The sequence below is a fragment of the Pseudomonas sp. SJZ103 genome (assembly GCF_007828335.1).
Classification (GTDB): Bacteria; Pseudomonadota; Gammaproteobacteria; order Pseudomonadales; family Pseudomonadaceae; genus Aquipseudomonas.
In genome coordinates, this window is the sequence record NZ_VIUN01000010.1 from 101,153 (window position 1) to 114,205 (window position 13,053).

Annotated in this window: 11 protein-coding genes; all 11 read left to right on the plus strand. The window is 61.9% G+C overall.

Annotation, left to right across the window (positions count from 1 at the left end):
• The first annotated feature begins 8 nt into the window (after positions 1-8).
• The 11 genes from FBY10_RS20925 (at position 9) to nuoM (ending at position 13,051) form a co-directional block, all read left to right on the plus strand.
• A complete protein-coding gene (locus FBY10_RS20925) occupies positions 9-683 on the plus strand; it encodes an NADH-quinone oxidoreductase subunit B family protein (RefSeq protein WP_003174719.1) in 675 nt (224 codons plus the stop codon).
• A gap of 72 nt (positions 684-755) precedes the next feature.
• Complete coding sequence (nuoC, locus tag FBY10_RS20930; protein ID WP_090402815.1) at positions 756-2,540, plus strand: NADH-quinone oxidoreductase subunit C/D; 1,785 nt, start codon at positions 756-758, stop codon at positions 2,538-2,540.
• Positions 2,541-2,542: 2 nt separating this feature from the next.
• Positions 2,543-3,040 (plus strand): NADH-quinone oxidoreductase subunit NuoE, encoded by a 498-nt coding sequence (gene nuoE, locus FBY10_RS20935; RefSeq protein ID WP_127880709.1) that lies wholly within the window; start codon positions 2,543-2,545, stop codon positions 3,038-3,040.
• A complete protein-coding gene (gene nuoF, locus FBY10_RS20940; protein ID WP_145337658.1) occupies positions 3,037-4,392 on the plus strand; it encodes an NADH-quinone oxidoreductase subunit NuoF in 1,356 nt (451 codons plus the stop codon). Before nuoE ends, nuoF begins: the two co-directional genes overlap by 4 nt.
• Positions 4,393-4,526: 134 nt before the next feature.
• Positions 4,527-7,241 carry an NADH-quinone oxidoreductase subunit NuoG gene (gene nuoG / locus FBY10_RS20945; RefSeq protein WP_145337657.1) on the plus strand — a complete coding sequence of 905 codons (2,715 nt, stop codon included), beginning with the start codon at positions 4,527-4,529 and terminating at the stop codon, positions 7,239-7,241.
• Positions 7,238-8,245, plus strand: a complete 1,008-nt coding sequence (nuoH, locus tag FBY10_RS20950; protein ID WP_057721782.1) for an NADH-quinone oxidoreductase subunit NuoH — start codon at positions 7,238-7,240, stop codon at positions 8,243-8,245. The genes nuoG and nuoH overlap by 4 nt, the downstream gene beginning before the upstream one ends.
• Positions 8,246-8,256: 11 nt before the next feature.
• Positions 8,257-8,805 carry an NADH-quinone oxidoreductase subunit NuoI gene (gene nuoI, locus FBY10_RS20955; protein WP_003174725.1) on the plus strand — a complete coding sequence of 183 codons (549 nt, stop codon included), beginning with the start codon at positions 8,257-8,259 and terminating at the stop codon, positions 8,803-8,805.
• 9 nt (positions 8,806-8,814) lie between these two features.
• A complete protein-coding gene (gene nuoJ, locus FBY10_RS20960) occupies positions 8,815-9,318 on the plus strand; it encodes an NADH-quinone oxidoreductase subunit J (RefSeq protein ID WP_003174726.1) in 504 nt (167 codons plus the stop codon).
• A 2-nt stretch (positions 9,319-9,320) separates the two neighbouring features.
• Complete coding sequence (gene nuoK / locus FBY10_RS20965; RefSeq protein ID WP_003174727.1) at positions 9,321-9,629, plus strand: NADH-quinone oxidoreductase subunit NuoK; 309 nt, start codon at positions 9,321-9,323, stop codon at positions 9,627-9,629.
• Positions 9,626-11,479 carry an NADH-quinone oxidoreductase subunit L gene (gene nuoL / locus FBY10_RS20970; RefSeq protein ID WP_145337656.1) on the plus strand — a complete coding sequence of 618 codons (1,854 nt, stop codon included), beginning with the start codon at positions 9,626-9,628 and terminating at the stop codon, positions 11,477-11,479. Before nuoK ends, nuoL begins: the two co-directional genes overlap by 4 nt.
• 39 nt (positions 11,480-11,518) lie before the next feature.
• Positions 11,519-13,051 carry an NADH-quinone oxidoreductase subunit M gene (nuoM, locus tag FBY10_RS20975; protein ID WP_048728604.1) on the plus strand — a complete coding sequence of 511 codons (1,533 nt, stop codon included), beginning with the start codon at positions 11,519-11,521 and terminating at the stop codon, positions 13,049-13,051.
• The last annotated feature ends 2 nt before the right edge of the window (positions 13,052-13,053 follow it).

Sequence of the window (13,053 nt, forward strand, 5' to 3'; positions counted from 1 at the left end):
CTTTGGCGATGCAATACAATCTCACCAGGATCGACCCGGATGCTCCTAACGAGCAGTACCCCATCGGCGAACGGGAAACCGTTTCCGATCCGTTAGAAGACCAAGTCCACAAAAACATCTACATGGGCAAGCTGGAAGACGTGCTGAGTGGCGCGGTCAACTGGGGACGTAAGAACTCCCTGTGGCCGTACAACTTCGGTCTTTCGTGTTGCTACGTGGAAATGACCACCGCCTTCACGGCGCCCCACGACATCGCGCGCTTTGGCGCCGAAGTTATCCGGGCATCGCCGCGCCAGGCGGATTTCATGGTTATCGCCGGTACCTGCTTTATCAAGATGGCGCCGATCATTCAGCGTCTCTACGAGCAAATGCTCGAGCCAAAGTGGGTTATCTCCATGGGTTCGTGCGCCAACTCCGGTGGCATGTACGACATCTACTCCGTGGTTCAAGGGGTGGACAAGTTCCTGCCCGTGGACGTCTACGTGCCTGGCTGCCCGCCCCGCCCCGAAGCATTCCTGCAAGGCTTGATGCTGTTGCAGGAATCGATTGGCAAGGAGCGTCGCCCGCTTTCCTGGGTCGTCGGCGATCAAGGCGTGTACCGCGCCGAGATGCCGTCGCAAAAGGAACAGCGCCGCGAACAGCGAATCGCAGTCACCAACCTGCGCAGCCCCGACGAAGTCTGATCCAGCACCGCTTCTTTTATAGAACGAAAACCTGGCTTCATTCTTTACGTTGACCGAAAGCGATAAAAAACCATGACTACAGGCAGTGCTCTGTACATCCCGCCTTATAAGGCAGACGACCAGGATGTGGTCGTCGAACTCAATAACCGTTTTGGCCCTGACGCCTTCACCGCCCAGGCCACACGCACCGGTATGCCGGTGCTGTGGGTGGCGCGCGCCAAGCTCGTCGAAGTCCTGACCTTCCTGCGCAACCTGCCCAAGCCGTACGTCATGCTCTATGACCTGCATGGCGTGGACGAGCGCCTGCGCACCAAGCGCCAAGGCCTGCCGAGCGGCGCCGATTTCACCGTGTTCTATCACCTGATGTCGCTGGAACGTAACAGCGACGTGATGATCAAGGTCGCACTGTCCGAGAGCGACCTGAGCATCCCGACCGTGACCGGTATCTGGCCCAACGCCAGCTGGTACGAGCGCGAAGTCTGGGACATGTTCGGTATCGACTTCCCGGGCCACCCGCACCTGACGCGCATCATGATGCCGCCAACGTGGGAAGGTCACCCGCTGCGCAAGGACTTCCCTGCCCGCGCCACCGAATTCGACCCGTTCAGCCTCAACCTCGCCAAGCAGCAACTTGAAGAAGAGGCCGCGCGCTTCCGTCCGGAAGACTGGGGCATGAAGCGTTCCGGCACCAACGAGGACTACATGTTCCTCAACCTGGGCCCGAACCACCCTTCGGCTCACGGTGCCTTCCGCATCATCCTGCAGCTGGACGGCGAAGAAATCGTCGACTGCGTACCGGACATCGGCTACCACCACCGTGGTGCCGAGAAGATGGCCGAGCGCCAGTCGTGGCACAGCTTCATCCCGTACACCGACCGTATCGACTACCTCGGCGGCGTGATGAACAACCTGCCGTACGTGCTATCGGTCGAGAAGCTGGCCGGCATCAAGGTCCCGGACCGCGTCGACACCATCCGCATCATGATGGCCGAGTTCTTCCGGATCACCAGCCACCTGCTGTTCCTGGGTACCTATATCCAGGACGTCGGCGCCATGACCCCGGTGTTCTTCACCTTCACCGACCGTCAGCGCGCCTACAAGGTCATCGAAGCCATCACCGGTTTCCGCCTGCACCCGGCCTGGTACCGCATCGGCGGTGTCGCCCACGACCTGCCGAATGGCTGGGAACGCCTGGTCAAGGAATTCATCGACTGGATGCCCAAGCGCCTGGACGAGTACCAGAAAGCCGCCCTGGACAACAGCATCCTCAAGGGTCGGACCATCGGCGTTGCCGCCTACAACACCAAAGAGGCCCTGGAATGGGGCGTCACCGGTGCCGGCCTGCGTTCGACCGGTTGCGACTTCGACCTGCGTAAAGCGCGCCCCTATTCCGGCTACGAGAACTTCGAGTTCGAAGTCCCGCTGGCGGCCAATGGCGACGCCTACGACCGTTGCATCGTGCGCGTCGAAGAAATGCGCCAGAGCCTGAAGATCATCGAGCAGTGCATGCGCAACATGCCGGCCGGCCCGTACAAGGCGGATCACCCGCTGACGACGCCGCCGCCGAAAGAGCGCACGCTGCAGCACATCGAAACCCTGATCACGCACTTCCTGCAGGTTTCGTGGGGTCCGGTAATGCCGGCCAACGAATCCTTCCAGATGATCGAAGCGACCAAGGGTATCAACAGCTATTACCTGACGAGCGATGGCGGCACCATGAGCTACCGCACCCGGATTCGTACCCCAAGCTTCGCCCACTTGCAGCAGATCCCTTCGGTGATCAAAGGCGAGATGGTCGCGGACTTGATTGCGTACCTGGGTAGTATCGATTTCGTTATGGCCGACGTGGACCGCTAAGCATGAACAGCACGCTTATCCAGACAGACCGTTTCACCCTGAGTGAAACCGAGCGCTCGGCCATCGAGCACGAGCTGCATCACTACGAAGACCCGCGCGCGGCGTCGATCGAAGCCTTGAAGATCGTCCAGAAGGAACGTGGCTGGGTGCCGGACGGCGCCCTCTACGCCATCGGCGAGATCCTCGGCATCCCCGCCAGCGACGTTGAAGGCGTGGCGACGTTCTACAGCCAGATCTTCCGCCAGCCGGTCGGCCGTCACATCATTCGCGTGTGCGACAGCATGGTCTGCTACATCGGTGGCCACGAATCAGTGGTCAGCGAGATCCAGAACACGCTGGGCATCGGCCTCGGCCAAACCACCCCGGACGGCCGCTTCACGCTGCTGCCGGTGTGCTGCCTGGGCAACTGCGACAAGGCGCCGGCGTTGATGATCGACGACGACACATTCGGTGACGTGCAGCCTGCTGGCGTGACCCAATTGCTCGAGGGCTACCCATGACCCTGACTTCCTTCGGCCCGGCCAACCTGATCAAGCGTTCGGCCGAAACCCACCCGCTGACCTGGCGCCTGCGTGACGACGGCGAGCCGCTATGGCTCGACGAGTACCAGGCCAAGAACGGTTACGCCGCTGCGCGCAAGGCCTTCGCCGACATGGCCCAGGACGACATCGTCCAGACCGTGAAGGACGCCGGCCTCAAGGGTCGCGGCGGTGCAGGCTTCCCCACGGGCGTGAAGTGGGGCCTGATGCCCAAAGACGAGTCCATCAACATCCGCTACCTGCTGTGCAACGCGGATGAAATGGAACCCAACACCTGGAAAGACCGCATGCTGATGGAGCAACTGCCCCATCTGCTGATCGAAGGCATGCTGATCAGCGCCCGCGCGCTGAAAACCTACCGTGGCTACATCTTCCTGCGCGGCGAATACACCACCGCCGCCAAGCACCTCAACCGTGCCGTGGCAGAAGCCAAGGCCGCAGGCCTGTTGGGCAAGAACATCCTCGGTTCGGGTTTTGACTTCGAACTGTTCGTGCACACCGGCGCCGGGCGTTACATCTGCGGTGAAGAAACCGCACTGATCAACTCCCTCGAAGGCCGCCGCGCCAACCCGCGTTCCAAGCCGCCCTTCCCTGCCGCCGTGGGCGTGTGGGGCAAGCCGACCTGCGTGAACAACGTCGAGACCCTGTGCAACGTGCCGGCGATCATCGCCGACGGCGTGGACTGGTACAAATCGTTGGCCCGCGAAGGCAGCGAAGACATGGGCACCAAGCTCATGGGCTTCTCCGGTAAGGTCAAGAACCCTGGCCTGTGGGAACTGCCATTCGGCGTGACCGCACGCGAGCTGTTCGAGGACTACGCCGGCGGCATGCGCGACGGCTACACCCTCAAGGCCTGGCAGCCAGGCGGCGCCGGCACCGGCTTCCTGCTCCCCGAGCATCTTGACGCACAGATGTATGCCGGCGGCATCGGCAAGGTGGGCACCCGGATGGGTACCGGCCTGGCGATGGCGGTGGACAACACCGTGAACATGGTCTCGCTGCTGCGCAACATGGAGCAGTTCTTTGCCCGTGAATCCTGCGGCTTCTGCACCCCATGCCGCGACGGCCTGCCGTGGAGCGTCAAGCTGCTGATGGCCCTGGAAAATGGCGAAGGCCGCGAGGGTGACATCGAGACCCTGCTGGGGCTGGTCGGTTTCCTCGGCCCAGGCAAGACCTTCTGTGCTCACGCACCGGGCGCCGTGGAGCCATTGGGCAGCGCAATCAAATACTTCCGCTCGGAGTTCGAAGCCGGCATCGCGCCTACCAGCGCCGCCGTCCCGCCTCTGGCAAGGCCGATCGTAGTCGGCGCGTAACGCTTAAAAAGCGAAGGGTCCGTGCCCTTCGCTTTCTCATGTGCTGACGCCGTCAAGGCTGTGTAGATGCACATGAACAACAAGATTCCATTAGCCACGCCCGCTGACAACGGGCCAACGAAGAACTTTGAACCATGGCCACTATCCACGTAGACGGCAAAGCGCTCGAAGTCGATGGGGCGGACAACCTGTTACAGGCGTGTCTGTCACTAGGCCTCGACATCCCTTATTTCTGCTGGCACCCCGCGCTTGGTAGCGTCGGTGCCTGTCGCCAGTGTGCGGTCAAGCAGTACACCGACGAAAACGACACCCGTGGTCGTATCGTCATGTCCTGCATGACCCCAGCCACCGACAACACCTGGATCTCCATCGACGATGATGAATCCAAGGCGTTCCGCGCCAGTGTGGTCGAATGGCTGATGACCAACCACCCCCACGACTGCCCGGTCTGTGAGGAAGGCGGTCACTGCCACCTGCAAGACATGACGGTGATGACCGGCCACAACGAGCGCCGTTATCGCTTCACCAAGCGTACCCACCAGAACCAGCAACTGGGCCCGTTCATTTCCCACGAGATGAACCGCTGCATCGCCTGCTACCGCTGCGTACGCTTCTATAAAGACTACGCCGGCGGCACCGACCTCGGCGTATTCGGCGCCCACGACAATGTGTACTTCGGTCGCGTTGAAGACGGCGTGCTCGAAAGCGAGTTCTCCGGCAACCTCACCGAGGTCTGCCCGACCGGTGTGTTCACCGACAAGACTCACTCCGAGCGCTACAACCGTAAGTGGGACATGCAGTTCTCGCCAAGCATCTGCCATGGCTGCTCGAGCGGTTGCAACATCTCCCCCGGCGAGCGCTACGGCGAACTGCGTCGCATCGAAAACCGCTTCAACGGTTCGGTCAACCAGTACTTCCTGTGCGACCGTGGCCGTTTCGGCTATGGCTACGTCAACCGCGAAGACCGCCCACGCCAGCCACTGCTGGCCGATGGCGCCAAGCTGAGCCTGGACGCGGCGCTGGATAAAGCCGCCGACCTGCTGCGCGGCCGCAACATCGTCGGTATCGGTTCGCCCCGCGCCAGCCTCGAAAGCAACTACGCGTTGCGCGAGCTGGTGGGTGCCGAGCACTTCTACTCCGGTATCGAAGCCGGTGAGCTGGAGCGCATTCGCCTGGTCCTGCAGGTGCTGAACGACAGCCCGCTGCCGGTGCCGAACATGCGCGACATCGAAGACCACGATGCCATCTTCGTGCTCGGTGAAGACCTGACCCAGACCGCCGCGCGTATCGCGCTGTCCCTGCGTCAATCGGTCAAAGGCAAGGCTGAAGACATGGCCGACGCCATGCGCGTACAGCCTTGGCTCGACGCTGCGGTGAAAAACATCGGCCAGCACGCGCTGAACCCGCTGTTTATCGCAAGCCTCGCTGAAACCAAGCTCGACGACATCGCCGAAGAATGCGTCCACGCTGCACCGGACGACCTGGCGCGCCTCGGTTTCGCCGTGGCCCACGCCCTCGACGCCAGCGCACCAGCGGTTGAAGGACTGGACACTGAAGCCGTCGAATTGGCCCAACGCATCGCCGACGCCCTGCTGGCAGCCAAGCGTCCATTGATCATTGCCGGTACCTCGTTGGGTTCCAAGGCATTGATCGAAGCCGCCGCCAACATCGCCAAGGCCTTGAAGCTGCGCGACAAGAACGGCTCCATCAGCCTGGTGGTGCCGGAAGCCAACAGCCTCGGCCTGGCCATGCTCGGTGGCGAGTCCCTGGACGCGGCCCTGCAAACCGTGATCGAGGGCACTGCCGATGCGATCGTGGTGCTGGAAAACGACCTGTACACCCGCACCGATGCCGCCAAGGTTGACGCTGCGCTGAACGCCGCCAAGGTCCTGATTGTCGCCGACCACCAGAAGACCGCCACCAGCGACCGTGCCGACCTGGTGCTGCCAGCCGCCACCTTCGCCGAAGGCGACGGTACCCTGGTCAGCCAGGAAGGCCGCGCCCAGCGCTTCTTCCAGGTGTTCGATCCGAAGTACATGGACGCCAGCATCCTGGTTCACGAAGGCTGGCGCTGGCTGCATGCCCTGCGCGCGACCCTGCTGAACCAGCCGATCGACTGGACCCAGCTCGACCACGTGACCGCCGCAGCCGCAGCGAGCGCGCCGCAGCTGGCGCGTATCGTCGACGCAGCACCGTCCGCCGCGTTCCGCATCAAGGGCATGAAGCTCGCCCGTGAGCCGCTGCGTTACTCCGGTCGTACCGCCATGCGCGCCGACATCAGCGTGCACGAACCGCGTACCCCGCAAGACAACGACACCGCGTTTGCCTTCTCCATGGAAGGTTACTCGGGTTCGGTCGAGCCACGTCAGCAGGTGCCGTTTGCCTGGTCGCCGGGCTGGAACTCGCCGCAGGCCTGGAACAAGTTCCAGGACGAAGTCGGTGGGCATATCCGCGCCGGCGACCCGGGCACCCGCCTGATCGAACCCCAGGGCGACGCGCTGAACTGGTTCGCTGCGGTCCCGCGCCCGTTCAACCCGGCCCAGGGCACCTGGCAGGTTGTGCCGCTCTTCCACCTGTTCGGCAGCGAAGAGACCTCTTCCAAGGCCGCGCCGGTACAAGAGCGCATTCCCGAAGCCTACGTGTCCTTGGCCAAGTCCGAAGCCGACCGCCTGGGCGTCAACGACGGTGCCCTGCTCAGCGTGACCGTGGCCGGCCAGACCCTGCGTCTGCCGCTGCGCATCAACGAAGCGTTGGGTGCCGGCCTGGTTGCACTGCCTAAAGGCCTCGCCGGTATCCCGCCTGCGATCTTTGGCAAAACCGTTGACGGTCTGCAGGAGGCAGCGCAATGACCTGGTTCACCCCTGAAGTGATCGACGTGATCATCTCGGTCGTCAAGGCCATCGTGATCCTGTTGGCCGTGGTCGTCGCGGGCGCCCTGCTCAGCTTCGTCGAACGTCGCCTGCTGGGCTGGTGGCAGGACCGTTACGGTCCGAACCGCGTTGGCCCGTTCGGTATGTTCCAGATCGCTGCCGACATGCTGAAGATGTTCTTCAAGGAAGACTGGACCCCGCCGTTTGCCGACAAGGTGATCTTCACCCTGGCACCGGTCGTGGCCATGAGCGCCTTGCTGATCGCGTTCGCAGTCATCCCGATTACCCCGACCTGGGGCGTGGCGGACCTGAACATCGGCCTGCTGTTCTTCTTCGCCATGGCTGGCCTGTCGGTCTACGCGGTGCTGTTCGCCGGCTGGTCGAGCAACAACAAGTTCGCCCTGCTGGGCAGCTTGCGGGCCTCGGCCCAGACCGTGTCCTACGAAGTGTTCATGGGCCTCGCGCTGATGGGCATCGTGGTGCAGGTCGGCTCGTTCAACATGCGCGACATCGTCGAGTACCAGGCGCAGAACCTGTGGTTCATCATTCCGCAGTTCTTCGGCTTCTGTACCTTCTTCATCGCCGGCGTCGCCGTGACTCACCGTCACCCGTTCGACCAGCCGGAAGCGGAACAGGAACTGGCCGACGGTTACCACATTGAATACGCCGGCATGAAATGGGGCATGTTCTTCGTCGGTGAGTACATCGGCATCATCTTGATCTCGGCCCTGCTGGTCACGCTGTTCTTCGGCGGCTGGCACGGTCCATTCGGCATCCTGCCGCAGCTGGCGTTCTTCTGGTTCTTCCTGAAGACCGCGTTCTTCATCATGCTGTTTATCCTGCTGCGCGCTTCCATTCCGCGTCCACGGTATGACCAGGTGATGGATTTCAGCTGGCGTTTCTGCCTGCCGCTGACCCTGATCAATTTGCTGGTGACTGCTGCCGTTGTGTTGTTGAACACGCCAGCGGGCGCGGTTCAGTGAGGATTTGACCCATGTTCAAATATATTGGCGACATCGTTAAGGGTACCGGTACCCAGTTGCGAAGCCTGGTGATGGTTTTCGGCCATGGCTTTCGCAAGCGCGACACCCTGCAATACCCGGAAGAAGCGGTGTACCTGCCACCGCGCTATCGCGGCCGCATCGTACTGACCCGCGACCCCGATGGCGAAGAGCGTTGCGTGGCCTGCAACCTGTGCGCCGTGGCGTGCCCGGTGGGTTGCATCTCCCTGCAGAAAGCTGAAACCGAAGACGGTCGCTGGTACCCGGACTTCTTCCGCATCAACTTCTCGCGCTGCATTTTCTGCGGCCTCTGCGAGGAAGCTTGCCCGACCACCGCGATCCAGCTCACACCGGATTTCGAGATGGCCGAGTTCAAACGTCAGGACCTGGTGTACGAGAAAGAAGATCTGCTGATCTCTGGTCCCGGTAAAAACCCTGATTACAACTTCTATCGTGTTGCAGGTATGGCCGTTGCCGGTAAGCCGAAAGGCGCCGCACAAAACGAAGCCGAGCCGATCAACGTGAAGAGCTTGCTGCCTTAAGGAAGAAAGATGGAATTCGCTTTCTATTTCGCATCGGGTATTGCAGTGGTGTCCACGCTTCGCGTGATCACCAACACCAACCCCGTGCACGCCCTGCTCTACCTGATCATTTCGCTGATCGCCGTGGCCATGACCTTCTTCAGCCTTGGCGCGCCGTTCGCCGGTGTGCTCGAAGTGATCGCCTACGCCGGCGCCATCATGGTGCTGTTCGTGTTTGTGGTGATGATGCTCAACCTCGGGCCGGCCTCGGTCGCCCAGGAACGCGTCTGGCTCAAGCCCGGCATCTGGCTCGGCCCGGTTGTCCTCGCAGCGCTGCTGCTGGGTGAACTGCTGTATGTGCTGTTCGCTCACCAGAGCGGCCAGGCCATCGGCCACACCACCGTGGACGCGAAAGCCGTGGGCATCAGCCTGTTCGGCCCGTACCTGCTGGTGGTCGAACTGGCTTCGATGCTGCTGCTCGCCGCAGCCATCACCGCCTTCCACTTGGGCCGTAACGAAGCCAAGGAGCAATGACGATGCCTGCTATCCCTTTGGAGCATGGTCTGGCGGTCGCCGGCATCCTGTTCTGCCTTGGCCTGGTCGGCCTGATGGTTCGCCGTAACATTCTGTTCGTGTTGATGAGCCTGGAAATCATGATGAACGCTGCGGCACTGGCGTTCATCGTTGCAGGTGCACGTTGGGGCCAGCCGGATGGACAAGTGATGTTCATCCTGGTGATCAGCCTGGCAGCCGCCGAGGCCAGTATCGGCCTGGCGATCCTGCTGCAACTGTATCGTCGCTTCCACACGCTTGATATCGACGCTGCCAGTGAGATGCGCGGATGAACATGATCTTTCTGACTTTCGTATTTCCCCTGATCGGTTTCCTGCTGCTGTCGTTCTCTCGCGGACGCTGGTCGGAAAACCTTTCTGCCCTGATCGGTGTGGGCTCCATTGGCCTGTCGGCCATTGTCGCCGCCTACGTCATCTGGCAATTCAACGTGGCGCCGCCGGAAGGTGGTCACTACACCCTGGTGCTGTGGCAGTGGATGTCGGTGGAAGGCTTCAAGCCCAACTTCGCCCTCTACGTCGACGGCCTGTCGATCACCATGCTCGGCGTGGTCGTCGGCGTGGGCTTCCTGATCCACCTGTTCGCGTCCTGGTACATGCGCGGTGAAGCGGGCTACTCGCGCTTCTTCTCGTACACCAACCTGTTTATCGCCAGCATGCTGTTCCTGGTGCTCGGCGATAACCTGTTGTTCCTGTACTTCGGTTGGGAAGGCGTGGGCCTGTGCTCGTACCTGTTGATCGGTTTCTACTACAGCAACCGCAACAACGGTAACGCGGCACTCAAGGCATTTATCGTCACCCGGATCGGCGACGTGTTCATGGCCATCGGCCTGTTCATCCTGTTCCAACAGGTGGGCACGCTGAACATCCAGGAACTGCTGGTGCTGGCACCGCAGAAATTCCAGGTCGGCGACTTCTGGATCACCCTGGCGACCCTGATGCTGCTGGGCGGCGCCGTGGGTAAATCCGCGCAACTGCCGCTGCAAACCTGGCTGGCGGATGCGATGGCCGGTCCTACCCCGGTGTCGGCACTGATCCACGCCGCAACCATGGTTACCGCCGGTGTCTACCTGATCGCCCGTACCCACGGCCTGTTCACCCTGGCGCCGGACATCCTACACCTGGTGGGCATCGTCGGCGGCGTGACCCTGGTACTGGCCGGCTTCGCCGCGCTGGTGCAGACCGACATCAAGCGGATCCTCGCCTACTCGACCATGAGCCAGATCGGCTACATGTTCCTGGCCCTGGGCGTCGGCGCCTGGGACGCGGCGATCTTCCACCTGATGACCCACGCCTTCTTCAAGGCCCTGCTGTTCCTGGCCTCCGGTGCGGTGATCGTTGCCTGCCACCACGAGCAGAACATCTTCAAGATGGGCGGCCTGTGGAAGAAACTGCCACTGGCCTACGCCAGCTTCATCGTCGGTGGTGCCGCCCTGGCCGCCCTGCCGCTGGTGACCGCCGGTTTCTACTCCAAGGACGAAATCCTCTGGGAAGCCTTTGCCAGCGGTAACCAGAACCTGCTGTACGCAGGCCTGGTGGGTGCGTTCATGACCTCGCTGTACACCTTCCGCCTGATCTTCATCACCTTCCACGGTGAAGCCAAGACCGAAGCACACGCAGGCCACGGCATCTCCCACTGGTTGCCACTGTCGGTGCTGATCATCCTGTCGACCTTCATCGGCGCCCTGATCACCCCGCCACTGGCCGGTGTACTGCCGGAAAGCGCCGGCCATGCCGGCGGCGCCGCCAAGCACAGCCTGGAAATCGCCTCGGGCGCCATTGCCATCGCCGGTATCCTGCTGGCGGCCATGCTGTTCCTCGGCAAGCGTCGCTTCGTGACCGCCGTGGCCAACAGTGGCATCGGCCGTTTCCTCTCGGCCTGGTGGTTCGCGGCCTGGGGCTTCGACTGGATCTACGACAAACTGTTCGTCAAGCCATACCTGGCCATCAGTCACGTGCTGCGTAAAGACCCGCTCGACCAGACCATCGGTTTGATCCCGCGCGCGGCCAAAGGCGGTCACACCGCCCTGAGCCGTACCGAGACTGGCCAATTGCGTTGGTATGCAGCTTCCATGGCGGCCGGTGCCGTGCTGGTGATCGGCGCCATCGTTGTGGTAGCGGTCTGATATGAACTTTGCGAACTTGCGAAAGGAAACGAGCCCGTCATGATTCTGCCCTGGCTAATCCTGATCCCCTTTATCGGCGGCCTGCTCTGCTGGATGGGTGAACGCTTCGGCGCCACCCTCCCCCGCTGGATTGCGTTGCTGACCATGTCCCTGGAACTCGCACTCGGCCTCTGGCTGTGGGCCCATGGCGACTATTCATTTGCTCCGGCACCGGGTGTCGATCCGACGTTCGCGCTTGAATTCAAGCACGTGTGGATCCAGCGCTTCGGCATCAACGTGCACCTGGCCCTCGATGGCCTGTCGCTGTTGATGATCCTGCTGACCGGCCTGCTGGGTATCCTCTCGGTACTCTGCTCCTGGAAAGAGATCCAGCGTCACGTGGGCTTCTTCCACCTGAACCTGATGTGGATCCTGGGCGGCGTGGTCGGCGTGTTCCTCGCCCTCGACCTGTTCATGTTCTTCTTCTTCTGGGAAATGATGCTGGTGCCGATGTACTTCCTCATCGCGCTCTGGGGTCACAGTTCTTCGGACGGCAAGAAAACCCGGATCTACGCGGCGACCAAGTTCTTCATCTTCACCCAGGCTTCCGGCCTGATCATGTTGGTGGCGATCCTGGGCCTGGTACTGGTCAACTTCAACTCGACGGGCGTGATTACCTTCAACTACGCCGACCTGTTGAAAACCAAGATGTCCCTGACCACCGAGTACATCCTCATGCTGGGCTTCTTCATCGCCTTCGCGGTGAAGCTGCCGGTGGTGCCGTTCCACTCCTGGCTGCCTGACGCTCACGCCCAGGCGCCGACCGCCGGTTCCGTGGACCTGGCCGGTATCCTACTGAAGACGGCGGCCTACGGCCTGCTGCGTTTCGCCCTGCCGCTGTTCCCGAATGCCTCGGCCGAGTTCGCGCCGATTGCCATGACCCTCGGTCTGATCGGGATCTTCTACGGTGCGTTCCTGGCGTTCGCGCAAACCGACATCAAGCGTCTGATTGCCTTCTCGTCCGTTTCCCACATGGGCTTCGTACTGATCGGCATCTACTCCGGCAGCCAGCTGGCGTTGCAGGGTGCAGTGATCCAGATGTTGGCCCACGGTGTCTCCGCCGCCGCACTGTTTATCCTGAGTGGCCAGTTGTACGAGCGCCTGCACACCCGTGACATGCGTGAGATGGGCGGCGTGTGGTCGCGCATTGCGTACCTGCCGGCGATCAGCCTGTTCTTTGCCGCCGCCTCCCTGGGCTTGCCAGGTACCGGTAACTTCATCGGCGAGTTCCTGATCCTGATGGGTGCCTTCGTGCAAACGCCGTGGATCAGCGCCATTGCTACTTCCGGCCTGGTATTCGGTTCGGTCTACTCGCTGATCATGATCCACCGCGCCTACTTCGGCCCGGCCAAGTCCGACGCCGTCCTGAAAGGGATGGATGCTCGCGAACTGATCATGGTGCTCGGCCTTGCGGTATTGCTGATCTACATCGGCGTGTACCCGCAACCGTTCCTGGACACTTCTGCCGCGACGATGCATGGCGTGCAGCAGTGGTTCGGCACCGCCTTCTCTCAACTCGCTTCGGCCCGGTAAGA

Bases quoted from the DNA above. Each gene is read 5' to 3' on its own strand.
- FBY10_RS20925 (WP_003174719.1), top strand. From the start codon at position 9: ATGCAATACAATCTCACCAGGATCGACCCGGATGCTCCTAACGAGCAG.
- nuoC (WP_090402815.1), top strand. From the start codon at position 756: ATGACTACAGGCAGTGCTCTGTACATCCCGCCTTATAAGGCAGACGAC.
- nuoE (WP_127880709.1), top strand. From the start codon at position 2,543: ATGAACAGCACGCTTATCCAGACAGACCGTTTCACCCTGAGTGAAACC.
- nuoF (WP_145337658.1), top strand. From the start codon at position 3,037: ATGACCCTGACTTCCTTCGGCCCGGCCAACCTGATCAAGCGTTCGGCC.
- nuoG (WP_145337657.1), top strand. From the start codon at position 4,527: ATGGCCACTATCCACGTAGACGGCAAAGCGCTCGAAGTCGATGGGGCG.
- nuoH (WP_057721782.1), top strand. From the start codon at position 7,238: ATGACCTGGTTCACCCCTGAAGTGATCGACGTGATCATCTCGGTCGTC.
- nuoI (WP_003174725.1), top strand. From the start codon at position 8,257: ATGTTCAAATATATTGGCGACATCGTTAAGGGTACCGGTACCCAGTTG.
- nuoJ (WP_003174726.1), top strand. From the start codon at position 8,815: ATGGAATTCGCTTTCTATTTCGCATCGGGTATTGCAGTGGTGTCCACG.
- nuoK (WP_003174727.1), top strand. From the start codon at position 9,321: ATGCCTGCTATCCCTTTGGAGCATGGTCTGGCGGTCGCCGGCATCCTG.
- nuoL (WP_145337656.1), top strand. From the start codon at position 9,626: ATGAACATGATCTTTCTGACTTTCGTATTTCCCCTGATCGGTTTCCTG.
- nuoM (WP_048728604.1), top strand. From the start codon at position 11,519: ATGATTCTGCCCTGGCTAATCCTGATCCCCTTTATCGGCGGCCTGCTC.